Origin of the sequence: Streptomyces sp. 6N223, assembly GCF_052246635.1 — a bacterium.
In the GTDB taxonomy this organism is placed as follows: Bacteria; Actinomycetota; Actinomycetes; order Streptomycetales; family Streptomycetaceae; genus Streptomyces.
In genome coordinates, this window is record NZ_JBQQCA010000003.1 from 152,191 (window position 1) to 177,431 (window position 25,241).

Here is a 25,241-nt window from a genome sequence, read left to right on the forward strand (position 1 = left end):
TGGCTAACCTTGCTCACGGCTGCCTGCCTCTCTTGGTGATCAGGTGGTCCGCGCCCCCGGGCCGACGCACATCGGTTGCGGGGGTCTTCTGCGTCGTCCCAAGCTTCCGCGCTGCCTACGCGGCCGTTAGTGACCCATGACGGGTGTGACTCGCGACGACAGACGTAGACTTGGAGATCACCACTCGGCGACTCAGGGTTGGGTATGAAGCCGTCAGCAGCGCTCCCACGAGAGGTACTTGCCCGAAGTGACGTGCGGGACGCCATTGACGCACATGACTTCGGACGGCTGTTTTTTCTTGCCAGGAAATGGGCGGGGATCAGCTACAACCGCATGGCGGAAGCGTGTGACATTAAATCCTCCCGCGTCAGCGAGCTTGCGCGCGGCGAAGGTTCGATCACGACTCTGAGCAAGATTGAACAGATTGCCGACGCGTTGCGGATTCCCGGCCATATGCTCAGACTTGCACGTCGACCGTGGGAGCCATCGGCACACAGAACGACCGAGCGGCCCGCGAGTGGAGATTCCCGGCAGCTCCCCGTATTGAGCGGAGCAAGGGGAGACGTGTACGCGGAGGCAATCCGCGAGACTTCCCGCAAATTGGTTGCCCTCGATAACGAGCTTAACGGCCTGCCTATTGCTGACATGGCTGTGCGCGCTTTTAGGGCCGTACATCGACGTCTTGGGGACGGCGACTATGAAACTAGATACGAACGCGACATTCAGGCAGCGGGCGCAGAGTTGGCTGAAATTGCCGGATGGGCTCTCTTCAACGCGGGTCATTTTGCTGCCTCTCGAAGGTTCAATCAAGAAGCTCTCTTCCTTGCGAAGCTGTGCGGGGATCACTCGACAGAGCTTTTAATTCTTCAGAATATGGGCATGTTGGCCGGATGGGTTGGACGGTCGCGTGAGGAGTTGTCCATTGCTCGGTCCGCAATCGACCGTGAACCTTTGCCGCCACGGATCGAGGCGATGTTCCGAGCTAGGGAAGCGCAAGGGCTCGCAGCATCGGGTCAGAATGCAGACGCCTCACGCTCCTTCGGTCGCGCTCGTTCTCTGCTTCAAGACAGTGCGCCCGACGATGCCCCTAACTGGGCATGGTGGGTCACGGAAACAGAGATAGACAGGCAGGAGGGACGCGTACTGCATGAAACCGGGCAATGGGAAGCGGCTATCCCAATTCTTCAACGAGCCATGGAGAGAGATTCCGGCGCGCACGTAGGGTATCAAAACGTCGCCTCTGTACGCCTGCTTGCTTGCCTGCTAGATGTAAGAGCCTGGCAAGCGGCAGAGGAGGAATCCGAATGCCTTATTCCGGCTGTCGCTGAAATGTCTTCTGTCGTAACCCTCGAACTGCTAGCGAAGACGACTCGCAAGGGAAAAGGGATGACAGGGGCGCCGCCCAACCTTCGTGATGCCCTACACGGCATCGAAGAAGCAATAGGTGGTGATCCGTACGCACTTTGAGTACGGGAAACCCCCGTACCGGCCTGGGAAGGGCTGGCACGGGGGTTCGGTCGGTCAGCTCACGGCGCGGTCATTCGCGACCGGCATGGTCTGCGATTGCCCGGACTCAGCCAGCGACGTATATCGGCGCGCGGCAATCGGGTGCCACGACTCGTCGGCCGGAGGAACCTCCGAGCTGCTCCCGGCCCGAGCCTTCACCAGCTCCGGGCCATCGGGCTTGTTGCGCCCTGCGGCGCTGATCGGATCGCTTCGGGACCGGTCCTGGCATGGCTGCCACCCCCTTCGGTCCCTGCCACCGCTTCTCGGGCACCGGGCGTGTCCAGGCCGAAGCCTCCCGGGCTACGCAGGTCTGTGCGTGGTCCCGCCCGCGCTGGCTGTCGAGGCCCAAGGCCCTCCAGGCCCGGTCGACGTTCGTTCACGGCCCAGTCACTGCGCAGGATCGGGCACGGATGCACGTCCGGCAGCGCTCCAGGCGGCACGGGCTTGGGCCCGACAGCGTGAGGCGTGAAGAGTTCGAGAATCAGAGACCCTGGTTGATCACTCAATTACTCGCCTTGCGCGGGCTGTAGAACGCTGTGCGCCTCAGTTCGACAGCGACCGCAGGCCGGTACAGAATCTAGTACGAGCGCTTGCAGATTGGGGCCGTGACATGGATGAATCACCTAGCGACAAAACTGCGAGAGCTAGGCTTCTTGCGAAGCTCCACATTCCACTTGTGACCATCGGCGGATGTCTACTCGCAGCCGGACTAGCGGCCATGTTCCTAGGCCTCGACACAACGGCAGTCACCTTCACTTTGGCCTCCGGCGTCTTTCTAGTGGCACTAGGCGCCTTCTACCATCGAATCCGAGGCGTGGTGAAAGTTCCAGGCGGAGGGGAATTTTCAGTTGAACCGCTCTACGATTCCATCGACCAGGGGGAGATCCAATTGACCGAACGAGCCGTTACATCGGCCGAGGAGCTGGCTCCATGACAACAACCGAAATCGTGTTCGCCAACCAGGCCGCCGATAAGATTCGGTCCATTCCACTGGGGGAAAGACACAAATGGTTGGACCGACTCGTCGAAGAACTCTCAAAGAGACCAGAAACGAGTGAGTATTCGGTCGCCGTTCCTGGGACGGATTACGTTGCAGTCCACCTAGGCGACAGGGTCACCTTGGCACGCCCCATGACCGAATCAGAGCGGAAGAAGTTTGCTTCTGGCTCGGATGAGGCTTACTTCGTAGCCGATGTGATTCCCACCGAGGAGAAGCTCGGGAGGATGCTCTAGGGTTACCTCGTTGACAACCTTGGAACCCGTACAGCATCTGGACTGCTATACGCTTGCGGTCTTCCGGCCTTGATCGCGGGGGTATCCCCCAGGCCAGCGGCAAGGGTCCTCACATTGTGGGGACCCTTCGCGGGGACGTGCATAGTCTGCACTCCCCTTTGCTGCGAAGGTACCCACTTTGTGGGCTCCCTTGCCGTAAGGATACTCAGAATTGAGTACCCTTACGGCTGAGCCGTATCGACCGCATACGCCTTGAGGCCGTGGCTTACTGCGTGAGCGAGACCTTAGCGACCGCCGCGGGGTGTGGGTAGCCGAATCCGACGCGCATGGTGCCGCTTACGGCTACCTGGTCGGAGCTGAAATAGGCGTCTGCGCTGATGTCCACGCGCACGTCACGGCGGAGTACGACGAATACACGGTCGCGCGGGATTCCCCACACGGTGCCCGGGGTGACGGCCGGGGAGACGTACAGCGGAACGCCAGCGATCACCCGCCGCGTCGGCATCGTGGGGTCCGAGCCGAGGAGCGGCCGGTTGCTTCCGCTCTGTTCCTTGAGTTGGGCCAGGGCCAGCGCGTCGTTCGGGTGTGCGGTGAAACTCGTCAGCGTGGCGCCGACGTTCTCAGCCGCAGCGATAGCGGACAGGAACGGGTCGAGGTTCGTCCACTTCCGGCCGGCCGCGACCGCCGATATCCCGGTGAGCTTTTCCAGTCCGTGCGGTGCGGGATGGGGCAGGCTGCCGAAGAATGCGGCATCGACTTGGCGGGCGATGGAGCGGGCCAGGCCGTTGCCGACGATCTGCTGTGCGTCGGGGTTGGAGTCCTCGGCCAGTTCGGAGGAGACGACCGTCAGCCCGGCCACCTTGGCGGGGGCAACGACTTCTTCGCCTTCAAGGACCCATGCGGCTCCGGCGTCTTCCACCACGATCGGCAGATGCATCCGTGTCGAAGTGGTCGTGAGCGGAGTACCAACCTGGAAGGCCGTCGATTCGGCCTGTACGGGCTGGACGACAAGCGCCGCGTAGTCGTCGGGCGTGATGCCCTACGCCCCGGGCGAGGTGGTGAAGATTCCCAGACTCACTGTGCTGTCCTCTCGTGGTCAGAGTTCGCCGGATGACCGGCGTCGCTGAGGTAGGTTTTTCGTCATTCGTCAGTAAAAAATGACAGCCTGTAGAGTGCTCAGTTACTCCATGTAGAGAATCGGAGCGCCTTACTCCGGTTACTGGTGCGCAAGGGGTATCGGGTCAGCGATCGCTGACGTGTCGCAGATCACACAGATTGGTCACTCTCTGCTGCCTTCCGTGTTCTCTGGGAATGCAAAGAGCCCCCACCCCGGAACGTCGTCCAGAGTGAGGGCTGCAGCCGGGCCGCGTACGTCGTGGTTATCCGGCGCCGAGCACTCTCTTCCGCGCCCTCTCGGCCTCCAACGCCGCCATGAGCGCCGCCTCGAAGTCGTCATCCGGCCCCGTCCCGGGCCGCGTGGGCTGAACTTCGGCGAGAGAAGCGAGACGTCTTTCCTCCGCCCTTCTGCCACTCTCAGCGCGTCGGCGTAGGCCCGGGCCCTGTGCTGGCGCATCAACTCAGCCTCTCGGGTCTTGATGGCGAAGTACGCCTGAGCAGCGGCTACCTCGGGCTTGTGCGGGTCGTTCATCGCCACGAGGTAGGCGGCAAACCGGCTCAGCCGGTAGTCCTTGTACTTGCGCACGCCACCGAACGCCGTCGGATCGTCATAGTGCCGGACCTCCGTAATCACGTGCTGACCTGCGTCAACGCCCGTGTTGTCCATGACCCTTATCGCGCGCCGCACCGCGATGTCGGCGTCTTGCCACTTGTTGTAGCGGAACGTCTCGCCCATCAGCAGCTCACGTGCTGACCACTACTCGGAGCCGTCGTCGTCCACGCGCCGGGACGCGTCGAACGGCGAGACGGGGCGCAGTTCTCCACCCATCGTGTGCACTTCCCTCCGGGGCCACCCGCTTTGAGCGGACGGTTGCTTCGTCACTGGCAGGGGAACGCGTCGGTCTCCCGAGCAATGGAGGAGCACCGTAATCACCCACTGACCAGCGGAAACGGCATCACAGAGGCCAACGGAACTGACGCCCCGTGTCGTCCCTCAGACACGCGAACGGCCCGCCCTCTGGGACAACTCCCAGAGAGCGGGCCGCGAACGAGCCGTCAGGCGCGCTGTCAGGCTGCTTGCTCGTACTCCTCTGCTTCCTCGGCCGCCTGCTCGGCGGGTGTTGCCCACTGGACGGTCACGCGGTCGTCGCCGACGAAACGGGCGCCCGGACGGGACGCCTTGGTCACCGCTATGCGTTCGACCGCCAGGCCCAGCAGGTCACGCCGTAGCGCGTCGTCCGCCGCTTCCCACGCTCCGCGAGCCTGCCCATTGAGCAGGAACGAGACATCGACCGCCCCGCCGGACAGTTCGGCAAGCCGCTCCTCCGTAGCCGTCAGGCGTTCCTCCGCCTCCCGCTTCGCCGGTAGCCGGTACTTCGCGGAACGGCCCGCGTAGAAACCGGCCCGGTCATCCGCGTGGAACGCCTCAAGCGCCGCCTCAGCCGCCCGCACAGCGGCCACGGCTTCCCGTATCTCCGCCGTCTCCTCCGGCTTCATCAGTGCCGTCCAGCGCTGGGCAACGGCGATCATCAGCGGATCGTCGTCCTCCGCCCCGTTCATGCGCGACAGCCACAGCTCCGAGACGTAACGCTCCAGCGCTCCGCGCATCACCGACGCCTGCGCCGGACACGGACGCCCGGAAGCGCGGGAGTGACACACGTACGACTGACTGTCGGCCACCATCGCCCGGCCACAACCGGCGCACGTCAGCAGGCCCGACAGCAGATGCTTGCGCCGTCCCTCACGCGGCACGGTGGGGATGATCTGATGCCCCGACAGCACCCGCCGCGCCTTCTCCGCCAGCGTCGCCGGGATCATGCGCCGGAGCGCTCCACGCGCCACGCATCGGACGCGCTTGCCCTCGTCGGTCAGGTAGGGGACGGGCCGCTTGTTCTGCGTCACGGTCAGCCACCCCTCGTAAACGGGGTGGATCACGATCGAACGAACGCTGTCCGCGCGCCATGACTTGCCCCGTCCCGTCGTGATGCCCTCAGCGGTGAACTTCCGTGCCACGGCCCGTGCCGACAGCCCTTCGCTCACCTCCTTGAAGATGCGAAGGATGATGTCCCACGGGGAGTAGTCCCGGCCCTTGATCCACTTGGTATCGGGCTTGAGCTTCCGGTCGGTGTCCACCACCAGCCCGAAGGGCGCACGCCCCAGCCAACGCCCCTCGTTCCGCTGCCGGGTCTTGGTGCTGCGGATGTTGTAGGACAGCCGCAGCGAGTACTCCCGTGCGTCCTCCGCTCGCTGGATGATCCAGCGCCGGTCACGCTTGTTCGATGAGTCAAGCTGTTCGTAGTCGAAGATGACCCGCGCCTTGCCCAGGATCGGGCCGATCGCATCGATCCCCTTGCGGCTGAAGCGGTCCAGCGCGAAACACCACAACGCCGGAACCTCCCCATCAAGCACCGCCTTCATCGCCGCGTCGCACTTCGGGCGCTCCACGTCCGAGTAGGCGCTCAGGTTCTCCTTCCACACCTTCCGCACCCGGTAGCCGTTCTGATCCGCCCAGCGTCGGCCCCGCTCCTCCTGCGCCCGGAGGGAGAGCGCGTGTTCCCCGTCCCGGACGATCTTCGACTTCCTGACCAGTAGATCAAGCTCCGGCCGCTTCCCGGCCGCCTGCACTGCATGAGTCTTCATGCCCTTGGCGGAGCGCAAAGGTCGCCCGGCCACTGCCACACCCACGGTCACCACGTCCCTGACCTGCGGGAATCGGCCCGCCTCCCGAGGCTCCCAGAGTGTTGGGAACGCCTGGGCGGGCCCGACAACGCAGCGAGGTGCCGTGGCGCGAAGCGGTGGGGGTACCTCCCGCGCAGCGAAGCGGAGTGGGGGAGTCGCGGGCCCGGCAAGATCGCCCGGACAGGGCCCAGAGCCGGACAGGTCAGCAGAGCTCGATCGGGGAGCCGTGACCAGACGGCCGGCGACCCGCAGCGGCGGCCGCCGTGCTCGCCTCTGGCGCGGCGCGAGTTCAAGAGCCCCCATTATCATGGGCCTAGTCATCGAGACGATACGAGGGTGTCCGTGGTCACGATCAAGGACGTTGCGCTCCGTGCGGGGGTGACGAAGCAGACCGTGTCCAACGTGATCAACAAGCGTCCCGTGGTCAGCCCCGTCACGCGCGAGCGCGTCGAGCGGGCCATAGCGGAGCTCGGCTACACCCCGAACCTGCTGGCCCGGGGCCTTGCGACCGGGCAGACGATGATGGTCGGCCTCGTCGTGCCCACCATCGCCGACCCCTTCTACGCCGAGCTGGTGGAGGACCTGGAGCGCTCCCTGGATGCGGAGGGCTACAGCATCGCGCTCTGCACCACCTACGGCGATCCCGAGCGCGCCCGCGGGCAGTTGGAGATCCTCAAGCGGCGGTACATCGACGGGCTCATCCTCGCCGACGACGGGAACGTCAGTCACCATGTCGATCTGCTGACCGAGTTGGGGCTCCCGTTCGTGCTGTGCGCCTCGGAGACCGAGACCCCCTCCGGCATCAGTGTGGTGACCTTCGACCACGGCCACGCCGGCTACCTCGCCGCCCAGCACCTGCGCGACCTGGGGCACCGGGACATCGCCGTGGTCGGTGACCTGCCACCGCACCGGGTGCGGCTGGAGGGGGCGCGGCGTGCGCTCGCCGAGGCGTCCATCGTCATCGAGCCCTCGCGGATCGGGACGGCCAGGGAGTCGTCGCAGCCTGGCGGGTTCGAGGCCGCGATGAGCGTGCTGACCGAGCACCCCGAGGTGACCGCCGTGTTGGCGACGCACGACCTGCTGGCGCTCGGCGTGCTCCAGGCGGCGGCCGACCTCGGCCGTGCGGTGCCCGGCTCCCTCTCCGTGGCCGGCATCGACGACATGGCCGAGGCCGACCAGTCCCATCCGCCGCTGACGACGGTGGCCTTCGCCAAGCGGCGCATGGCCCAGGCGTCGACCGAGCTGCTCGTCCGCGCGCTCAGGTCGGGCCGGCGGGAGCCGGGTGTGACCTCGCTCAGCCCGGACCTCGTCGTCCGCGCGAGCACGGCGCCTCCGCCCGGCAGCTGAGGCGCCGGGCCGCACCGGCGGTCACACGCTCAGGCGCCGCTGCCGACGCCGAACAGGGTGCGGGCGAAGTACTGGGTGTCGAAGAACTCCCGCATGCTGGTGATCCGGCCGTCGGTCACGGTGAAGTGGGCGCTGATGTCCGCGCGGTACGGGGCGCCGTCCACGGTCGTGCCGCGCGTGACGCACTCGACGACCACCTCCGAGCCCTCGGCGACCACGTGCGCGACGTCCACGGCGTACTCCGCCCCGGGATCGAACCGCTCGGCCATGGGCGCGAAGAACTTCTCCGAGATCTCCTGCGGACCCGTCCACACCCCCGCCACCGGGTGGTCGCCGGGGATGCGGTACGCGGCGTCCGGCGCCAGCACCTCGGCCAGCGTGGCGAGGTCGCGCTCCCGCAGCGCCCCGAGGTAGCGCAGGACCACGCTGCGTGCGTCGGGGTGTGCGGCGGGGTCCGTGTCGGCGGATGTCATGCCGTCTCCTCCAGCAGTTCCGGGGTGAGCGCCGCCCGCATCGGGCGGGCGAGCACGGATAGCGGCGCCACGCGCATGTAGGCGTTGCGCAGCAGCGCCGACATGGGGTTCTGGAGCTGCTCCATGCCAGTCAGCCGGTAGGAGACCTCGACCATCGTCCTGGTCCGCTCCCGCCGCAGGTCCTCGTACGCCCGCAGCGCGGCCGGCGGGTCGGGTATCCGGGCCAGGCACTGGGCCAGCACGACGGCGTCCTCGATCGCCGTGCTGCCGCCCTGGCCGAGGGCGGGCATCATCGGGTGCGCGGCGTCGCCGAGCAGCGTCACCGGGCCCTCGCCCCAGCGCTCCAGGAACGGCCGGTCCTGCGCCGGCACGGCCAGGATGTCGCCCGGTGGCGTCGCGTCGATCGCCTCGCACACCTCCGCCGCCCAGCCGTCGTAGGCCCGCAGCAGCTGTTCCCTGTCGCCGTTGCCGCTGCGGGCGGAGGCGGCCGGGACGTTCTTCGTGCCCCACCAGTAGACCCGGCCGTGGCCCACGTCATGGATGCCGAAGCGCTGCCCGCGGCCCCAGTAGTGCCCGTTGGAGCCGGGGGCCACCCGTGGATGCGTGAACGGCGTGACGGCCAGCCAGCAGACGAACCCGCCGTAGCGCGGCTCCTCGGCCCCGGCGTGCTGGCGGCGCACCGCCGAGTTGATGCCGTCGGCGCCGATCAGCACGTCGCCGGTGGCCTCCCGGCCGTCGGCGAACCGCACCCGGACGCGGCCGTCCTCGACCCGGAGGCCGGCCGACTCCTTGCTGTCCATGACGACGACGGCCAGCGCCTCCCCCTCGTGCGGCGGGGCGGTGAGGGTGGTCCCGGCCCGTTCGATCCCGGGCAACGCCGCCGGGGTGGGCAGCCTGAGATAGGACAGGGTGACGTCGAACAGCCTGCGGTCTCCGGGGTCGCCGACCATGACCGGCGGCAGCTCGCGCAGCACCTCGCTCAGCGGCAGCCGCTCGTGCCGCCGCAGCCGCCCCACCGCGACGCGCGCCTGACGGGCGAGCGCGGGCAGCGACACGCCCGCCGGCACGGGCAGGCGCAGCGGCAGGGTGTTGGCGTACAGGCCGACCGTCGCCCGGTCCGCGGGGGTGTGACGGTTCAGCAGGGGGACGCCGATCACCGGGGCGTCGGTGCGGTGCGTCCGGGACAGGCACACGGCGAGCGCGGCGGCGAGGAACGGGAAGGGGTGGCCGCCGGCCCGGCGGATGCGGGCCGGCGTCTCGGGGTCGATGACGAGGGTGTGGCGCCCGGATCCGGCGCCGGTCCCGGCGGCGGCGCCGCGGGTGCCGCCGGAGCGGCGGGTACGGCGGGTGCGGCGGAAGAACGCCGGTTCCATGCCGGAGAGGGCGTCGCGGTGGAACGCGCGGTCCGCGTCGTGGGCGGGCGAGGCGAGGTACTCCTCGCAGGCGGTGACGGCCGTCCGCACGGACGGCGCCGCCACGGCGGCGGGCTCCTCGCCCCGGGCGTGGCGGGCGTAGTCCTCGATCAGCTGGACGCGGATCAGGTTCGCCGACCAGCCGTCCGTGATCAGGTGGTGGGTCTTCAGGAAGAGGTGGGTGACGGTGGCGCTCTCGCGCAGCAGGGCCGCCCGGAACAGCCGCGGGCTCTCCCCCAGCGGGAACGGCTCCTTCAGCGCCTCGTCGCACCACCGTCGGCAGGCCTCGGCGGGGCGGCCCGCGGTGGAGAGGTCGACGACCTCGACCGCGTCCCGCGCGGGGTCCTCCGGGTCCCCTGGGTCGTCGGGGTCGTCGGGGTCGTCGGGGTCGTCGGGGTCGTCGGGGTCGTCCACGAGCGCATCGGCCAGCCACTGCCAGGGCACTCCCTCGTCCTCGGCCACGCGGAGGCGAAAGGCGTCGTGGCGATCCAGCACGCGCCGGAAGCAGGCGCGTAACGCCTCCACGTCCACGTCGCCGACGAACGTCTCGTGCACCATGGTGTTGAACTGAGGGGTGCCCGGCGTGTGGCGTTCGGCGGACCACACGTCGCGCTGATAGGCGCTCAGCGCGAAGCGGGCCGACGCCGGCGGGGCAGACGCGGACGGGGTGTGCATGGCAGCGGGCTGTCCCTCTTCACCTTCAGCGCTCCGCCAGCCGGAGCGCGGAGGACGGGCAGGTGGCCACGGCCTTCCGCACCCCGTCGAGCAGCTCCTCGCCGGGCTGCTCGACGAGCAGGACGGTGACGCCGTCCTCGTCCCGCTGGTCGAAGACGTCCGGGGCGGCCAGGACGCAATGCCCCGATCCCACGCACTTCGGTTCGTCCAGTTCCAGACGCATGGTTGTTCTCTCTGTGTTCTTCCGCCGGAGCGTCCGGCGGGTGGGGTTGCCAGGTGATCGCGCCGGGTGGGCCGCTGCGCGTCCGGCTTACGGCCGCGTCGCGCGGAACGCGGCGTACCGCTCCTCGATGAGGTCGACGACGTGGCGGGTGGGGATCTGCCGGATGTGCCGGGGCATGGGCTCCCAGCCGGGGACGACGTTCACCTCGACCACGACGAACCCGTCGTCGACGCGGATGACGTCCACGCCCGCGTAGCTCAACTCCATGGCCTCGGTGGCGCGGACGGCGATGTCCACGACGCCGGGAGACGGGTCGATGAGCTTGACGTCGATGTCCCACGGAATCCCGGTCTCGTGGCCGGGGAAGGGCTTCCACAGCTCCCCGTGCGTGCCGAAGAGCGCGGTGAACGCCGGCTTGCCGTTGACGATCAGCACCCGCAGGTCGCCCTCGTGCGGGATGTACCGCTGGCAGATCAGCACGCCGTACTGGCCGAGCATCTCCTCGACCTTCTTGGTGTCCACATCGGTGAGCTCGCCGACGAAGCGCTCCACGTCGGTGCCGTAAAAGCCGACGGAGGGCTTGAGCACCACGGAGCCCCAGTCCTCGCGCGCGGCGTGGAAGTCCTCCAGCGAGCGGCAGGAGCGGGTCTCGGGGACGGGGATGCCCGCCTCGGTGAGCCGGTGCAGCATGGCGAACTTGCTGACCACCCGCAGGTGTGTCTCCACGGGGTCGAGCATCAGCAGGCCGGGGACGCCGGAGAGCAGTTGGAGCTGCTCCGAGGTGTCCCGCCAGTTCTCGTAGCCGACGTTCGCCCGGGACAGCACGACGTCGAACTCGGTGGCCGGCGTGCCGGCGATCGTGGGGACGGTCCCGTTCGGCACGGCCATGCAGCCGATGTCGTCCGACGCGAAGAGGGTGGTGTCGTGTCCGCGAGCGCTGGCGTGTTCGGCGATTTCGACGGACTCGATCTCACCGCGCGCCCAGGCGAAGACTCCGAGTTTCATTGCGCTCCTCCCAATGATAGCCGTGGCCATCGGCAGCAATTGGTCATTTCTTTTGTGCCGACGAGGCGAAATGGCGGTGGCCTGGCGTCGATCACGGGGAGCGATGGTGCCGCAAAGGCGCGGCTATGACAATCGCCGGTGTCCCGCCGGCGAGACACGGGGCGTTCGGGCCTTCGCCGCTACGGCGGTGCTGACCTGCCGCCGGGCCCGGCGGCCGCACGTCGCGGCAGGCCGCGGGAGAACGGCTCCGCGGCGCCGGATGCCGGCTATCGAACGCCGCCGGTGACCGCTCCGCTTTGTGTTCGTCCACGACCCGCGCGGGCCGCGTTCTTTCCAAGGCCAACTCTCCTTGCTGCGGCCCGACGTCCTCTGGTACAACATCCGCGTCAAGCTATTGTCTGGCCGGATTCTCGATGGTCGCTGAAGTGGCCTTGTGGAAATTGGCGGTCGGAGCCGCGCGCCGTTTCCTCCCTCATTCCTGGGTGCTTGACATTGACGCCGTGATGGACGTCCTGATGGACGTCGTGACCGTTTGACCGCTGCAAATTCATCTGGAGGACCATCGTGAGTGATCCGTCCGTCCTGGAGGACGTCGACAGCGAGACCATGTACCAGGGGAAGACCCCGGTCGGGACCAGGATGCCCTGGGACATCGGCGAGCCCCAGCCGGCCCTGGTGGCGCTCGAGGACGCCGGCGAGATACGCGGTGACGTGCTCGACGTCGGGTGCGGGCTCGGCGACAACGCCGCGTTCCTGGCCTCCCGGGGGCACCGCGTGACGGCCATCGACGAGGCGCCTACGGCGATCGAGGAGGCCCGGCGGCGGGCCGGCGGGAAGGGCGACATCACCTTCGCGGTCGCGGACGCGATGAAGCTGGACGGCTACGAGGACAGCTTCGACACCGTCATCGACAGCGCCCTCTACCACAACCTGACCGACGAACAGCGGGCCACCTACGTGGCCGCGCTGCACCGCGCGGCCCGCCCGGGCGCGCGGCTCCACATCCTCAGCTTCTCCGACGCCATGCCCGAGGAGTTCCCGGAGTGCTTCCGGGTCACCGAGCAGAACCTCCGCGGCATCCTCGGCGCCTCCTGGACCATCACCGCCCTGGAGCGGACGGCGTACACGAGCGCGATGACCCGCGAGGTGCTGCCCCAGTTCGTCCGCCTGCTGTCGAACCAGGACATCGACGAGGAGACGGTGCGGGCACTGCCGGTGGACGAGCAGGGCCGGTTGAGGCTGCCGATCTGGCGGCTGACCGCGACCCGCGCCTGACCTGCCCCACGGCGACGGGCCGCGGTCCTTCGATTCTCGTCCACGAAAGTCGGCCAGCGATGCGATACGGAGACCCAGAAGTGCGACTTGCGCAGTTGATGGCAGATGTGATGGAGCGCTACGCGGACCGGCCCGCCGTTGGCGAACGGGCAAGAGAGCTCGCGCCGGATCCCAGCACGGGTCGCGTCTCGCTCCGCCTGCTGCCGCGATACGAGACCACCAGCTTCCGCGAGCTGTGGGCGCGTGTCCGCGCGGTGGCCAGTGAATGGCACCACCACGCGGAACACGCGCTGAACGCCGGCGACCGGGTCGCGCTCCTGGGTTTCACGAGTCGTGACTACGCGACGCTCGATCTGGCCTGCGTCCATCTCGGCGCGGTGAGCGTCCCGCTCCAGGCCAGCGCTCCCGTGTCGCAACTGGAGTCGGTCATCGGGGAGACGCGGCCGCTCATCGTCGCCGCCGCCGTGGAGAACCTGGACGCCGCGGTCGAACTGATACGCGACGGTTCCTCGGTCCGGCGCCTGGTGGTCTTCGACTACCACCCGGAGGTCACCGATCAGCTGGAGAGGTTCACCGCCGCCCGCGACCGCCTGGCACAGGCCGGTCGCGACGTGGCGGTCGAGCCCCTGCCGGACATCGCCGAGCGGGGGGCCGCGCTGCCCGGCGCGCCGCTGTTCACGCCCGCCGACGACGACGATCCGCTGTCCATGCTCATCTACACCTCGGGAAGCACCGGGGCCTCCAAGGGCGCCATGTACACCGAGCGGCTGTCGAGGGAGATGTGGGGCGGCGCCTGGTCGAGGATGTTCTCCGGCACGGCGGCGACGAGCATCAACTACATGCCGATGAGCCACGCCGTCGGACACGCTTCTCTGAAGAACACCCTCGCGCGCGGTGGCACCAGCTACTTCACGGCGAGCAGCGACCTGTCGACGTTTCTCGAGGACATCGCGCTGGCGCGTCCCACGGAGCTGTCGCTGGTGCCGCGCGTCTGCGAGATGCTCTTCGAGAAGTACCAGAGCGAACTCAGCCGGCGGGCACCGGCGGAGGGCGGCGACCGGGAGAAGACCGAGTCCGAGGTCAGGGCGGAGATGCGCGGGAATCTCCTGGGCGGCCGGGTCTCCTGGGCGAGTTCGACGTCCGCGCCGCTGTCCACCGAGCTGACCGCGTTCATCGAGTCCCTGCTGGACCTCAGGCTGCACATCATCTACGGCTCCACCGAGACCGGCGCCATCTCGGTCGACAAGGAGCTGCTGCGCCCATGGGTCATCGACTACCGTCTCGCCGACGTGCCCGAGCTCGGCTACCGCCGGACGGACTCTCCTCACCCGCGCGGGGAGCTGCTGCTCAGGACCGAAACCCTCATCCCCGGGTACTACCAGCAGCCCGAGCGGACGGCGGAGATCGTCGACGAGGAGGGCTACTACAGGACGGGCGACATCGTCGCGGAGACCGGGCCGGGCCGCTTCGTCGTCGTGGACCGGCGCAAGAACGTCCTGAAGCTGTCGCAGGGCGAGTTCGTGGCCGTCTCGCGCCTGGAGGCCATCTTCGCCGCCAGTCCCCTGCTCAGCCAGATCTTCGTCTACGGCAACAGCGAACAGTCCTATCTGCTCGCCGTGGTCGTTCCCACTCCCGACGCCCTCCAGGAGTCCGGTGACGACCGGGACGCCCTGAGGCGGCGTCTCACCGAGTCGTTCCAGCGGACGGCGAACGAGGCGCGACTGAACTCCTACGAGATCCCGCGCGAGTTCCTGATCGAGACGGAGCCGTTCAGCCACGCGAACGGCCTGCTCTCGGACTCCGGAAAGCTGCTGCGGCCCCAGCTCCTGGACCGGTACCGCGAGCGCCTGGAAGGCCTGTACTCCGAGGTCACCGCCCGCGCGGACCGGGAGCTGCTGGAGCTGCGCCGCGACGGTGGGAACCGGCCCGCCCTGGAGACGATCCAGCGGGCCACCCGGGCGCTGCTCGCCGGCTCCGCCGCCGAGGCGAGCCCCACGGCGCACTTCCGGGAGCTGGGCGGAGACTCCCTGTCCGCGGTGTCCTTCTCCGACCTGCTGCATGACATCTTCGGCATCTGGGTTCCCATCGACGTCATCATCAGCCCGGCGACCGATCTGCGGCGGCTGGCCGACTACGTCGAGTCGAAGCGCGAGACCGAGCGGAAGCAGCCCACCTTCGCGTCGGTGCACGGCGAGGACAGCACCGAGGTCCGCGCCGGGGACCTCGCCCTGGACACGTTCATCGACGCGCACACACGCGCCGACGCCCCGTCCCTTCCCCGCCCGACGGGTGCGCCGCGGACCGTGCTGCTGACGGGAGCGAGCGGCTATCTCGGCCGCTTCCTGTGCCTGGAGTGGCTGGAGAAGCTGGGCGAGGCGGGCGGGAAGCTGATCTGCCTCGTGCGCGGGAACGACGCGGCCGCGGCCAGGAAGCGGCTGGAGGAGGCGTTCGTCAGCGGTGACGAGGACCTCGTCCGCGCCTTCCGGGACCGGGCGGAGGAACATCTGGAGGTCGTGGCGGGCGACATCGCCCAGCCGCAGCTGGGGCTGGACGACCAGACCTGGAAGCGGCTGTCCGCCGACGTGGACCTGATCGTCCACGCCGGCGCCCTGGTGAACCAGGTCCTGCCGTACCCCCAGTTCTTCGAGGCCAACGTGGTCGGCACCGCCGAGCTGATCCGTCTGGGGCTCACCGGCCGGATCAAGCCGTTCACGTACATCTCCAGCGTGGCCGTCGCCATCACCGACGACGGACAGGCGGCCCTGGACGAGGACTCCGACGTGCGGACCGCGCTTCCCGTCCAGCCGGTCGGGGGGGCCTACGCCGCTGGTTACACGACGAGCAAGTGGGCCGGAGAGGTGCTGCTCCGGGAAGCGCACGAGCTGTACGGTCTCCCGGTCACCACCTTCCGGTCGAACCAGATCCTCGCGCACAGCCGGTACGGCGGGCAGCTGAACGTCTCGGACCAGTTCACGCGCCTGTTGTTCAGCCTCATCGCCACCGGCGTCGCGCCGCGCTCCTTCTACCGCACCGACAGCGAGGGAAACCGCCCGCGCGCCCACGTCGACGCGCTGCCGGTGGACTTCACCGCCGCCGCCGTCGTGGCTCTGGGCGGGCAGACCACGGACGGCTACCAGACCTTCCACCTGGTGAACCCCCACGACGACGGCGTCTCGTACGACGTCTTCGTCGACTGGCTGACCGACGCGGGGCAGCGCGTCGAGCGGGTGGACGACTACGCCGACTGGCTCGCCCGGTTCGAGGCGGCCCTGCGCGCCCTGCCCGAGGCCGGGCGGCAGCATTCGGCGCTGCCGATCCTCCACGCACTCGAGGTTCCCGAAGATCCGGTTCTCGGGTCCCCTGTTCCGTCCGACCGGTTCCGTGCCGCCGTACGGGCCGCCAAGATCGGCCCGGCCGAGGACATTCCGCGGCTTTCGCCGTCCCTTATCAGGAAGTACGTCACCGACCTGAAGCAGCTCATTCCCTCCTAGACCCCCACCGGGCCGCCCGAGCTGCCGCTCGTTCGGCCCGGATCCTGGGACCACCGTGGGCGCCGCCCTTATGCCCGGCTTGAGGACACAACACCGGCCGGCTCGTGGGCGGCGCCCACTGGCGTGTTGTCGCGGGGGGCGATGACGGTACCGCGATGACGGTACTGCGGGGTGATGACAGTTTCTTGATCCGTGCGGTATGCCGAGGTCATGCGGTATCCACAAGGTGGCGGTCCGACGGCCGAGCGGGAGCGGCTCCTCCGGCTTCCCTCCGTTCAACGCTGCTACAACGAATCCCCAACGCCCTGCTGTCACGGTCCGTCCGATGGAGAGTCTGACGGAACGTGACGACGACCACGGGCTGGAGTCGGCCGCGGCGGTGCTGCGCGGCGACGACTCCGGGCGCCGCCGCGCCGGACGCTCTCCCCATCGCGGAATGCCGGGGCATTCCCCCGCGCGGCATTCCGGAGCCGGGGCAGCGGACCGCGTTGCACAATTTCTCCCACTTCTCCACTACTGCTCGGAAATCCCGTTACCGGGCGCGTAGGCACGCCTTTCCGCCGCGCCGGGATGGATCCCGGAGGGACGGGTCCCGGATCGCACCGAGTAGCGTCCGCACCGGGCCCGACGAGGAGGGGACATATCACTTAAGTAGTGACTCACGCTACAAAACCACCGAAGCGCACAGGTGAAAGAATCTCGCTGTAGTGTTCGCGTACGAGGGGCAACCGAGCATGGCAACCAACATCGATTCAGACGGCATTCTGACGTCACCTACGTCAATGCCAAGAGATCTCCGAATATCCGTCATGGGCCCGTTGCGCGCGCGGATGGGTGACGTCGCGCTCGACCTCGGGCCGTGCCGGCAGCAGGCGGTGTTCGCCGTTCTGCTGTTCCACGCGAACCAGGTCATCACGCCCACGGAGATCCTCAAGGCCGTCTGGGGCGAAAAGCTGCCCGGCAGCGGCGCCAAGGTGATTCCCCCCTACATGTACCGGCTGCGGGGGCTGCTGTCGTCCGGCCCCTACGACCTCACCGGGGCGATCAGGACCTCGCGGGAGGGCTACATCCTCCGCCTCGGTCCCCGCCAGCTCGATGTCGAACGGTTCCGGGAGGAGGTGGACCGGGCGACGGCCGCCGAGGAGAGCGGCAACACCGAGGAGGCATCCGCCCTGCTGACGACGGCGCTCGGCCGCTGGTACGGCGAGCCGCTCGCCGGCCTTCCCGGGCCGTTCCTGGAGAGCCAGCGCTGGCACCTGACGGAACAGCGGCTGTCGGTGCTGGAGCGGCGTATCGCGCTGGACCTGCAGCTGGAACGCCATGACACCGTCATCCCGGAGCTGGCCGCGCTGCTGGCCGCCCATCCGCTGCGTGAACGCCTCGCCGCCATGCTGATGACCGCGTTCGTCCGGCGCAATCGGCAGGCCGACGCGCTGGCCGTCTTCGCCAGGACCCGCACGGCCCTGGTCGAGCAGCTCGGCATGGAGCCCGGGCCCGAGCTGAGGGCCGTCCACGAATCGGTGCTGCGCGCCGAACCGCAGGCGGCGGCCCGCCTTCCACGGCCCCGTGCCCGGCCCGGCGCGACGCCCGCCAAGGCGACGCCCGTGGCGCCGGAACTCCCCTCGTCGCACCGCCCGCCGGTCACGGCCTACTGCGACCTTCCCCACGTCACCTCCACCTTCGTCGGCCGCGCGCACGAACTCGCCGTGCTGACGGGCTCCGTGCGCGGCGGCACCACGCCGGGAGCGCGGGTGGACGTCATCGACGGGATGCCCGGCAGCGGCAAGACCACGCTCGCCGTCCAGTGCGCCCGCCTGCTGGCACCGCACTACCCGGACGGGCAGCTCTTCGTCGACCTGCTGGGCGACACCGCCGACCGGGAGCCGCTGAGCCCCGGGACCGCCCTGTCCGTGCTCATGCGGGCCGCGGGCGTCGGCGACGCCGGCCACCGCTCCCTCGACGAGCAGGTGAGACGGTGGCGGGCCGCGCTCGCCGACCGGCGCATGCTCCTGGTCCTCGACGGAGCCGCCGGCGTCCGGCAGGTGCGCGCCCTCATTCCGGGCGGGCCGCTGTGCCGCGTCATCATCACCAGCCGGCGGCGGCTGATCGGGCTGACCACCACCACCGTGCTCTCGCTCGACGTGCTCTCGCTCGCGGAGGCGGTCGAGCTCTTCACCACGATCGTGGGCCGCGACAGAATCCGCGGAGAGGAGGAACGCGTCCCCGAGGTCGTGGAACTGTGCGGGTGCCTGCCGAACACGGTCCGGATCGCCGCGGACCGGCTCGTGCACCGCCCCTCGTGGACGCTGGCCGACATGGTCAGCCGGCTCCGCGACCCGGCGGCAGGACTCCGGTTCTTCCGCGCCGACGACCGCTGCGTCGAAGGCGCCCTGCTGAACGCCTACAACTCCCTTTCGGCACAGCAGATACGCATCGTGCGTGTGCTGTGCACGAATTCCCCGGCCGACCGGGACCTGGACCAGATCTCCCGGGAGACAGGAATGTCCCCCCTGGCGCTCCAGGACGACCTGGAGCATCTGCTGAACGAGCATCTGCTGTGTCAGCCACGGGGACACACGTTCCGGCTCAACGAACTCGTTCGCCGGCACATCCTCGCGTTGACCATGGCGGGCACCCTCCCCGCGGCGCTTCGCGACCACCTGGCCGGATAGCCCTTTCGCGTTGCCCGGACGGGCCGCCGCCGGACCGCCGGCGGCGGATCCCGCCGGCCGAAACCCAACCCGCCGGTAGCCATCGGGATTTCATCGAGTCGCTATCGATGCACCACCGGCCCCCTTTAGTGTCACCATGTGAAGAACGCACTCCCAGCCGGAACGGGACGTGTCGTCGATGAACGATCATCTTCGCTCTGACCCAAACTCGCCAGGAATGTGATGCCGAATTCCGTGAGCAATCCGCAAGGCCGGTCGGCGATTTCCACGCGACCCAGCCAGCTACGCCAGAAAGCTTTGCCCACCGGTAATATCATGGCCACCCGGGTCGGCCTCAAGATTCCCGGGCCGCTCCCGTTCGACGAATGGGAACAGGCCGGCCTGAAGATTTTCCGCATCGCCGAGTCCTCATGCTGGTGCCTGGGGGACTGGCTGCTCTACGGGAAGAGCAGGTACTCGGACCGCTATCGCAAGGCGATCGAGGCCGCCGGCCTCGACTACCAGACGCTGCGCAACTACGCCTGGGTCGCCCGGCAGTTCGAGCTGTGGCGACGCCGGGAGAACCTCAGTTTCCAGCACCACGCGGAGGTCGCCGGGCTGCCGTCCGAGGAGCAGGACCAGTGGCTCGACCGCGCCGAGCGAGAGGGGTGGTCGCGGAACAAGCTCAGGGACCAGCTGCGGGCCAGCCGCGGGGACGGCGTCGAACGTCCCGGGCCCGGCACCGCGGTGGCCCTGCCGAAGGTGTCGGTGCCCCACGAGCACATCGCCCTGTGGCGTGACGCCGCGCTCCGCTCCGGCATCGACTTCAAGCTCTGGCTGATCAAGGCGCTCGACGAGGCCGCGGCCAGCGAACTCGAGTTCTCGGGAGACCAGGAACAAGTGAAGTCCGCCGTGACCTGACGACGAGGAGACGAAGCGGATCAGGGGGCGTGTCCGGGCGGTCGCCCGGCACGCCCCCTGACGCGTGGCCACGGGCAGGGCCAGGGGGCGGGGGGTCACGAGGAGAACACCAGCACCGCGTTCTGCCCGCCGAAGCCGAAGGAGTTGTTCACCGCCACGTCCACCGTCACGTGGCGGACGCCGCCGGCCACGACGTCCAGCTCGACCTCGGGGTCCTGCCGCTCCAGGTTGGCCGTCGGCGGGATCATGCCGGTGGACACCGACAGCACACACAGCGCGGCCTCGATCGCGCCGGCCGCGCCGAGGGTGTGCCCCAGCGCGCCCTTGGCGGAGCTGACGGCGACGCCGGCGCCGAGCGTCGCGGCCACGACCCTCGCCTCGGTGAGATCGTTCAGCGGCGTGGACGTGCCGTGCGCGTTGACGTAGTCGACATCCCCCGCGCCGGCCCCCGCCTCCTCCAGCGCGCCGGTCAACGCCCGCGAGGCCGCGGCGCCCGTCGGGTCCGGCGCCGTCATGTGGTGGCCGTCCGCGGACGCGCCGTACCCGGCCACCCGGGCGAGAACGGCCGCTCCCCGCGCCGCCGCGTGCGACTCCCTCTCGAGCACCAGGATCCCGCTGCCCTCGCCGATGACGAAGCCGTCCCGGTCGGCGTCGAAGGGCCGGGACGCGGCAGCCGGCTCCGCCACTCGACGGGACAGCGCGCCCATCCGGGCGAAGCCGCTGACCATCAGCGGGGTGACGGCGGCGTCGGTGCCGCCCGCGATCACCACGTCGCAGCGGCCCGTACGGATCAGCTCCGCCGCGGCGCCGACCGCCGTGGCCCCCGACGCGCAGGCGGTCGCCGTGACGAAGTTCGGGCCGGTCGCGCCGAGGTCCATCGCGAGGTGCCCGGCCACCATGTTGTGCATGAACATCGGGATGAGCAGCGAGGAGACGCCGCGCGGGCCACGCTCGGCCATCCGCCGCTGCTGGGCCTCCGAGGTCGCCACCCCGCCCAGCGCGCTGCCCACCACCACGCCCACCCGGGCGCCGCACCACGTGGCCGGATCGAGCCCGGCCTCCGCGACGGCCTCCCGGGCGGCGACGAGCGCGAGCTGCGTGAAACGGTCGTGCACGAGCGTGCTGCGCCGATCCACCAGCCGGTCGGCGTCGAAGTCCGGCACCGTGCACGAGATGGTGACCGGCAGCCCGGCGAGACGGGGGTCGTCCGCGGCCGTCGGCCGGCCCGCGCAGACCGCGTCCCACGTCGCCTTCGTGCCGACGCCGGCCGCCGTGACCAGCCCCAGGCCGGTCACGGCCACTCCGTGCGCCGTCACGACGGCTTGCCCGCCCTGGCGAGCTGTTCGTCGACGAGCTCCCCGACCCGGGCCAGCGAGCTCGTCGGCTCGACGTCCTCGTCCTCGATCTGCACGCCGAGGTCCTCCTCGATCACCACCAGGAACTCGGCCAGGAACAGCGAATCCATGCCGAGCTCGTCGAAGGTGATGTCCGGTTTGATGTCGGACGCCGGCACCTTGAAGCGGTCCGTGAGGATGGTCACGAGCGTGTCGTAAGTGGACATGAGATCTCCTTCGGTCGTCGTGTGGTCAACGCCGCGGACGGCTGGAGTGGGCGAGGTCGGGCCAGGTCAGCACCGTCGACCCCCAGGTGAGTCCGCCGCCGAACGCCGTCAGCAGCACCCGGTGGCCCGGCAGCAGCAGCCGGTTGGCGTGCCCGTGGGCCAGCGCGATGGGGATGGACGCGGCCGCGGTGTTGCCGACCGCGTCGATGTTGCTGACGTTGCTGTCCTCCGGCAGGCCCAGGACGTCCGCGAGCCGGAGCAGGATGCGCTGGTTGGCCTGGTGGGCGACCAGCCGGTCGATCTGCTCGATGCCCATGCCCGCGCGGCGCAGCATCGTGCGGACCGAATCGGCCATGCGGGACACGGCCTTGTGGAAGACCTCCCTGCCGGACATGACGAAGTACCGGTCCTCGTGGGTCGGTTCGGCGCCGGACAGGCGCTGCTCGGAGCCGCCGGCGCGGACCGTGATGAGGTCCCGGCCCGCGCCGTCGCTGCCGAGGTCGAACGCGCCGAGGGCGCCGGGCTCCCCGGGACGGCCCGCGCGCAGCACGACCGCGCCCGCGCCGTCCCCAAAGATGACCGCGTTGGCCCGGTTGTCCGGGTCGACGATGGTGGAGTACGTCTCGGCGCCGATCACCAGCACCCGTTCGGCCCCGGTCGCCACCAGCCCGGAGGCGGTGGCCAGCGCGTAGAGGAACCCGGTGCACACGGCGGAGACGTCGAAGGCCGCCACCCCGCGGAACCCCAGTTTCGACGCGACCGTCGGGGCCGTGCCGGGACAGGGCCGGTCCGGCGTCGTCGTGGCGAGCACGATCGAGTCGACCGAGTCCACGTCGGCGCACTTCAGCGCCTTCTCCGCCGCGCCGGCCGCGAGGTCCGAGGTGGCCGTCCCCGGGCTGGCCTGATGCCGGTTGCCGATGCCGGTGCGCGATCGGATCCACTCGTCGGTGGTGTCCAGCCGCCCGGCCAGGTCGTGGTTGGACACCGTCCTGGGCGGCAGGTAGCTGCCGATCCCGCACAGGACCGCGGCCCGGGTCATCAGAACAGTTCCTTCAGGGCGGCCTCGGTCTCCTCGGCGGCGGTGTGGTCGAGCCCGAGGACGCAGTACTCGACCACGCCGGACTGCGCAGTGTGGTCGCAGGTGATCACGACACCCGACCCCCGCGCGCGGTCGTAGGCGAGTCCGGCGGCCTCCAGCCGCTGCCGCGCGGCGTCGACCGACTCGACCTTCCAGTCGTTCTTGCTCACCAGGACGCTGCCGTCCGCGTAGTGGGGCCCGACCGCGCTCAGCCCCAGCCAGTGCAGGTGAGTGGTGCCGCCGAGCCTGCCGTTGTACTCGGTGAGCAGGATCCGGCCGCTCGTGTCGACGATGCCGTCGATGTTCATCAGCCCGCGGTACCCGATGGCCCGCACGGCCCCGCACAACGCGAAGACGGCGGACCGGAACTCCTCGGTGCGTTCGCGGGTCATCGTCAGCCCGGGCAGCACGACGCCGTCGAAGATCGGGGTCATCCGCATCTCGCCGATGTGGCGCACGGTGATCTCGCTCGGGCTGATGTCCACCTCGGCGCCGATCGGCACGCTGTCGGGCAGGTACTGCTCGAGGACGACCTTGTTGGTGCCGTCGTTGGAGTACGCCGGCCAGCGTTCCGCGATCAGGTCCGCGACCTGGCCGGGGTCCGTGATGACGGTCCGCGAGATGGCGCCGATCTGGGTGAGCTCGGGGTCGCCGGTGAGTATCTCGTTGCCGTGCCCGCCGATGTTGAGGTCCTGCTTGACGATGACGGATCCGCCGGCCGCGAGCATGTCGCGGACGAACGCCGTGGCCTCCCGCCGCGACCGGGTGGCGACGCCGTCGGCGAGCGGCGCGCCGACCCCGGCCGCCAGCGCGCGGAACGCGCTCTTGGAGTTGAGCATCTCGGCGCCGCCCTGGGCCAGGAACGGGAAGGCGCGGACCTGGTCCTGGAGGCCGAACCGCCGGCAGAGGGCGGCGATGGTGGGGTCGAAGACGTAGGGGAGCACGAGGTCGATGTCCGCCGCCGCGACGGTCTCGGCGAGCAGCTTCTCGAACTCGGGGTGCGTCAGCCGCTGACGGGTCAGGATGTCGGTGCCGAACTCGCCGGAGGGCGGGACCAGGATCGTCACCGAGTCCGCCGGGATCCCCTTGAACGCCGTCAGATAGGCGACGAACGAGGGGTCCGCGGGCTGGGGCAGCACGATGACGTCGCCCGGTTCGAGGAGCCAGGCCAGGCGCAGCGCGAAGTTGCCGCAGACGCGGCGCTCGACGGGGTCGAACCGCCCCAGGTCGCCGATCAGGTAGTCGTTGTACGAGTTGCCGATGATGAGCGTGCTCATCGCGCCTCCCCGGCGGTGATGTGCTCAAGCGCCGCGCCCAGCCGCCGCACGAGCTCGTCGAGTTCGCTCTCTGCGAGCGTCAGGGGCGGTGCCACCAGCAGCGACTGGCTGTGGTGGTCGACGCCGGCGGGGTACACGATGAGGCCGCACGTCCGCGCCACCAGGCAGAGGCGGCGGGCCAGCGGCTCCGCGGCGAAGCCGTCGGCGGACTGGCGCAGCCGGATGCCCCACACCATGCCGCGGCCCCGCGGCGGCCCGGTGAACGGGTACCTGGCAGCCAGCTCGGCGAGGCGTTCGCGCAGCAGCGCGCCGGTGGTCCTGGCCCGCTCCACCAGGTTGTGCCGGACGATGTACCGCAGCACCGCGAGCGAGGCCGCGGCGGAGAGCGGGTTGCCGTTCATGGTGTGGCCGACCGCCGCGTCCGAGGCGGAGCGGCCCGGCAGCACCGAGTGGCCCACCAGGCAGGCGCCGAGCGGGGAGTAGCCGGCGCTCAGGCCCTTGCCCGTGGTCACGAGGTCGGCGACGACCCCGGACTCCGTGTGCGCCAGCCACGATCCGGTGCGGCCGAAGCCGGTCATCACCTCGTCCGTCACCAGCAGCACCCCGGTGCGGTCGCACAGCTCGCGCAGCCCGCGGAGGGTGGCCTCGGGCAGCACCGTGCCGCCGCTGGCGGCGCAGCCGACCGGTTCGACGACGATGGCCGCGACCCGGTCGGCTCCCACCCGGTCCACCGCCGCGACCCAGTCCGACAGCTCGGGGAACGCCTTGCCGGGGTCGTCGGGGCGCACCGTGCCGACGCTGACGGGGGTGTGGTGCAGGGCGTCGAGGTTGGTGCGGCGCTGCGGGTGCCCGGAGATGCCGAGCGCGCCGGCGGTCATGCCGTGGTAGCTGGGGTACTGGGAGAGCACCACCACCCGGTCGGCGGCGCCGAGCACCGCGTGGTGGTGCAGCACCAGGCGCAGGGCCGCCTCGGTCGCCTCGGATCCGGAGTTGGTGTAGACGATCTCCCGGAACGCGTGCCCCGTCACCGCGTGGATCTCCGCGGTGAGGTCGAGCGCGGGCTGGTTGACGAACTGGCTGCGGTGCGCGAAGCAGACCCGCCCTGCCTGTTCGGCCATGGCGTCCAGCACCTCCCGCACGCCGTGGCCGATGTTCACGCAGAGGGTCCCCGAGCTGCCGTCGAGGTAGTCCCGCCCGTCCTCGTCGTATATCCAGCAGCCTTCGGCGCGGGCCACCAGCGGGCTGGTCGGCCTGGCGTCGACTGCCGGCGTTGTCATGGTCTTTCCGATCACCGCACGGACCTCCTGTGCCGTCGCCG

The 25,241-nt window shown here is 69.5% G+C and carries 20 protein-coding genes; 7 read left to right on the plus strand and 13 right to left on the minus strand.

Annotated features, from left to right (window positions below; translation table 11 throughout):
- Positions 1-252 precede the first annotated feature (252 nt).
- A complete protein-coding gene (locus ACTWQH_RS03685; RefSeq protein WP_443284827.1) occupies positions 253-1,467 on the plus strand; it encodes a helix-turn-helix domain-containing protein in 1,215 nt (404 codons plus the stop codon).
- A 54-nt stretch (positions 1,468-1,521) separates the two neighbouring features.
- Here ACTWQH_RS03685 and ACTWQH_RS03690 read toward each other — a convergent pair whose 3' ends face one another.
- A complete protein-coding gene (locus tag ACTWQH_RS03690) occupies positions 1,522-1,707 on the minus strand; it encodes a phage terminase small subunit (protein WP_443284921.1) in 186 nt (61 codons plus the stop codon).
- A gap of 729 nt (positions 1,708-2,436) precedes the next feature.
- Between ACTWQH_RS03690 and ACTWQH_RS03695 the strand changes: the two genes are divergently transcribed.
- Positions 2,437-2,739, plus strand: coding sequence for a hypothetical protein (locus ACTWQH_RS03695; RefSeq protein WP_443284828.1), 303 nt, complete (start codon positions 2,437-2,439; stop codon positions 2,737-2,739).
- 265 nt (positions 2,740-3,004) lie between these two features.
- Here the strand turns inward: ACTWQH_RS03695 and ACTWQH_RS03700 are convergent, their stop codons facing one another.
- The 3 genes from ACTWQH_RS03700 to ACTWQH_RS03710 form a co-directional block, all read right to left on the minus strand.
- Positions 3,005-3,775, minus strand: coding sequence for a phage major capsid protein (locus tag ACTWQH_RS03700; protein WP_443284922.1), 771 nt, complete (start codon positions 3,773-3,775; stop codon positions 3,005-3,007).
- A gap of 243 nt (positions 3,776-4,018) precedes the next feature.
- The gene (locus ACTWQH_RS03705) at positions 4,019-4,591 is read right to left on the minus strand and encodes a hypothetical protein (protein ID WP_443284829.1); all 573 of its coding nucleotides are present in this window, start codon (positions 4,589-4,591) and stop codon (positions 4,019-4,021) included.
- Between the two features lie 332 nt (positions 4,592-4,923).
- Positions 4,924-6,549 (minus strand): recombinase family protein, encoded by a 1,626-nt coding sequence (locus ACTWQH_RS03710; protein WP_443284830.1) that lies wholly within the window; start codon positions 6,547-6,549, stop codon positions 4,924-4,926.
- Positions 6,550-6,870: 321 nt separating this feature from the next.
- On the opposite strand from ACTWQH_RS03710, the gene ACTWQH_RS03715 reads away from it, so the two are divergent.
- The gene (locus tag ACTWQH_RS03715) at positions 6,871-7,881 is read left to right on the plus strand and encodes a LacI family DNA-binding transcriptional regulator (protein ID WP_443284831.1); all 1,011 of its coding nucleotides are present in this window, start codon (positions 6,871-6,873) and stop codon (positions 7,879-7,881) included.
- A 29-nt stretch (positions 7,882-7,910) separates the two neighbouring features.
- On the opposite strand, the gene ACTWQH_RS03720 is transcribed toward ACTWQH_RS03715, so the two are convergent.
- The 4 genes from ACTWQH_RS03720 to ACTWQH_RS03735 form a co-directional block, all read right to left on the minus strand.
- A complete protein-coding gene (locus ACTWQH_RS03720; RefSeq protein ID WP_443284832.1) occupies positions 7,911-8,354 on the minus strand; it encodes a nuclear transport factor 2 family protein in 444 nt (147 codons plus the stop codon).
- The gene (locus ACTWQH_RS03725; RefSeq protein WP_443284833.1) at positions 8,351-10,441 is read right to left on the minus strand and encodes a condensation domain-containing protein; all 2,091 of its coding nucleotides are present in this window, start codon (positions 10,439-10,441) and stop codon (positions 8,351-8,353) included. The genes ACTWQH_RS03720 and ACTWQH_RS03725 overlap by 4 nt, the downstream gene beginning before the upstream one ends.
- 25 nt (positions 10,442-10,466) lie before the next feature.
- Positions 10,467-10,664, minus strand: coding sequence for a ferredoxin (locus tag ACTWQH_RS03730; RefSeq protein WP_443284834.1), 198 nt, complete (start codon positions 10,662-10,664; stop codon positions 10,467-10,469).
- An 87-nt stretch (positions 10,665-10,751) separates the two neighbouring features.
- The gene (locus ACTWQH_RS03735; protein WP_443284835.1) at positions 10,752-11,669 is read right to left on the minus strand and encodes an ATP-grasp domain-containing protein; all 918 of its coding nucleotides are present in this window, start codon (positions 11,667-11,669) and stop codon (positions 10,752-10,754) included.
- 564 nt (positions 11,670-12,233) lie between these two features.
- Here ACTWQH_RS03735 and ACTWQH_RS03740 point away from each other — a divergent pair.
- The 4 genes from ACTWQH_RS03740 to ACTWQH_RS03755 all read left to right on the plus strand — a co-directional run bounded on the left by ACTWQH_RS03740 (position 12,234) and on the right by ACTWQH_RS03755 (position 20,007).
- Positions 12,234-12,944, plus strand: a complete 711-nt coding sequence (locus tag ACTWQH_RS03740) for a class I SAM-dependent methyltransferase (protein ID WP_443284836.1) — start codon at positions 12,234-12,236, stop codon at positions 12,942-12,944.
- Positions 12,945-12,976: 32 nt separating this feature from the next.
- Entirely contained in the window at positions 12,977-16,435 is a 3,459-nt protein-coding gene (gene car, locus ACTWQH_RS03745; RefSeq protein WP_443284923.1) for a carboxylic acid reductase, read from the plus strand.
- Positions 16,436-17,244: 809 nt separating this feature from the next.
- A complete protein-coding gene (locus ACTWQH_RS03750) occupies positions 17,245-19,107 on the plus strand; it encodes a BTAD domain-containing putative transcriptional regulator (protein WP_443284837.1) in 1,863 nt (620 codons plus the stop codon).
- A gap of 234 nt (positions 19,108-19,341) precedes the next feature.
- A complete protein-coding gene (locus ACTWQH_RS03755) occupies positions 19,342-20,007 on the plus strand; it encodes an LmbU family transcriptional regulator (protein WP_443284838.1) in 666 nt (221 codons plus the stop codon).
- Positions 20,008-20,102: 95 nt separating this feature from the next.
- On the opposite strand, the gene ACTWQH_RS03760 is transcribed toward ACTWQH_RS03755, so the two are convergent.
- The 5 genes from ACTWQH_RS03760 to ACTWQH_RS03780 are packed head-to-tail and all read right to left on the minus strand — an operon-like array spanning position 20,103 to position 25,200.
- Positions 20,103-21,323, minus strand: a complete 1,221-nt coding sequence (locus tag ACTWQH_RS03760) for a beta-ketoacyl-[acyl-carrier-protein] synthase family protein (RefSeq protein WP_443284839.1) — start codon at positions 21,321-21,323, stop codon at positions 20,103-20,105.
- Positions 21,320-21,568: an acyl carrier protein gene (locus tag ACTWQH_RS03765; RefSeq protein ID WP_443284840.1), complete on the minus strand. Its 249-nt coding sequence runs from the start codon at positions 21,566-21,568 to the stop codon at positions 21,320-21,322. Before ACTWQH_RS03765 ends, ACTWQH_RS03760 begins: the two co-directional genes overlap by 4 nt.
- 25 nt (positions 21,569-21,593) lie before the next feature.
- Positions 21,594-22,607 (minus strand): beta-ketoacyl-ACP synthase III, encoded by a 1,014-nt coding sequence (locus tag ACTWQH_RS03770; protein WP_443284841.1) that lies wholly within the window; start codon positions 22,605-22,607, stop codon positions 21,594-21,596.
- Positions 22,607-23,923, minus strand: coding sequence for a preATP grasp domain-containing protein (locus tag ACTWQH_RS03775; RefSeq protein WP_443284842.1), 1,317 nt, complete (start codon positions 23,921-23,923; stop codon positions 22,607-22,609). Before ACTWQH_RS03775 ends, ACTWQH_RS03770 begins: the two co-directional genes overlap by 1 nt.
- Entirely contained in the window at positions 23,920-25,200 is a 1,281-nt protein-coding gene (locus ACTWQH_RS03780) for an aminotransferase class III-fold pyridoxal phosphate-dependent enzyme (RefSeq protein WP_443284843.1), read from the minus strand. Before ACTWQH_RS03780 ends, ACTWQH_RS03775 begins: the two co-directional genes overlap by 4 nt.
- Positions 25,201-25,241: the final 41 nt, after the last annotated feature.

What these genes read in the sequence shown, in the direction of transcription:
- ACTWQH_RS03770 (WP_443284841.1), bottom strand. Translation starts at nt 22,607, where the DNA reads ATGACCCGGGCCGCGGTCCTGTGCGGGATCGGCAGCTACCTGCCGCCC.
- ACTWQH_RS03695 (WP_443284828.1), top strand. Translation starts at nt 2,437, where the DNA reads ATGACAACAACCGAAATCGTGTTCGCCAACCAGGCCGCCGATAAGATT.
- ACTWQH_RS03725 (WP_443284833.1), bottom strand. Translation starts at nt 10,441, where the DNA reads ATGCACACCCCGTCCGCGTCTGCCCCGCCGGCGTCGGCCCGCTTCGCG.
- ACTWQH_RS03750 (WP_443284837.1), top strand. Translation starts at nt 17,245, where the DNA reads ATGGGCCCGTTGCGCGCGCGGATGGGTGACGTCGCGCTCGACCTCGGG.
- ACTWQH_RS03775 (WP_443284842.1), bottom strand. Translation starts at nt 23,923, where the DNA reads ATGAGCACGCTCATCATCGGCAACTCGTACAACGACTACCTGATCGGC.
- ACTWQH_RS03780 (WP_443284843.1), bottom strand. Translation starts at nt 25,200, where the DNA reads ATGACAACGCCGGCAGTCGACGCCAGGCCGACCAGCCCGCTGGTGGCC.
- ACTWQH_RS03730 (WP_443284834.1), bottom strand. Translation starts at nt 10,664, where the DNA reads ATGCGTCTGGAACTGGACGAACCGAAGTGCGTGGGATCGGGGCATTGC.
- ACTWQH_RS03765 (WP_443284840.1), bottom strand. Translation starts at nt 21,568, where the DNA reads ATGTCCACTTACGACACGCTCGTGACCATCCTCACGGACCGCTTCAAG.
- ACTWQH_RS03705 (WP_443284829.1), bottom strand. Translation starts at nt 4,591, where the DNA reads ATGGGCGAGACGTTCCGCTACAACAAGTGGCAAGACGCCGACATCGCG.
- ACTWQH_RS03735 (WP_443284835.1), bottom strand. Translation starts at nt 11,669, where the DNA reads ATGAAACTCGGAGTCTTCGCCTGGGCGCGCGGTGAGATCGAGTCCGTC.
- ACTWQH_RS03720 (WP_443284832.1), bottom strand. Translation starts at nt 8,354, where the DNA reads ATGACATCCGCCGACACGGACCCCGCCGCACACCCCGACGCACGCAGC.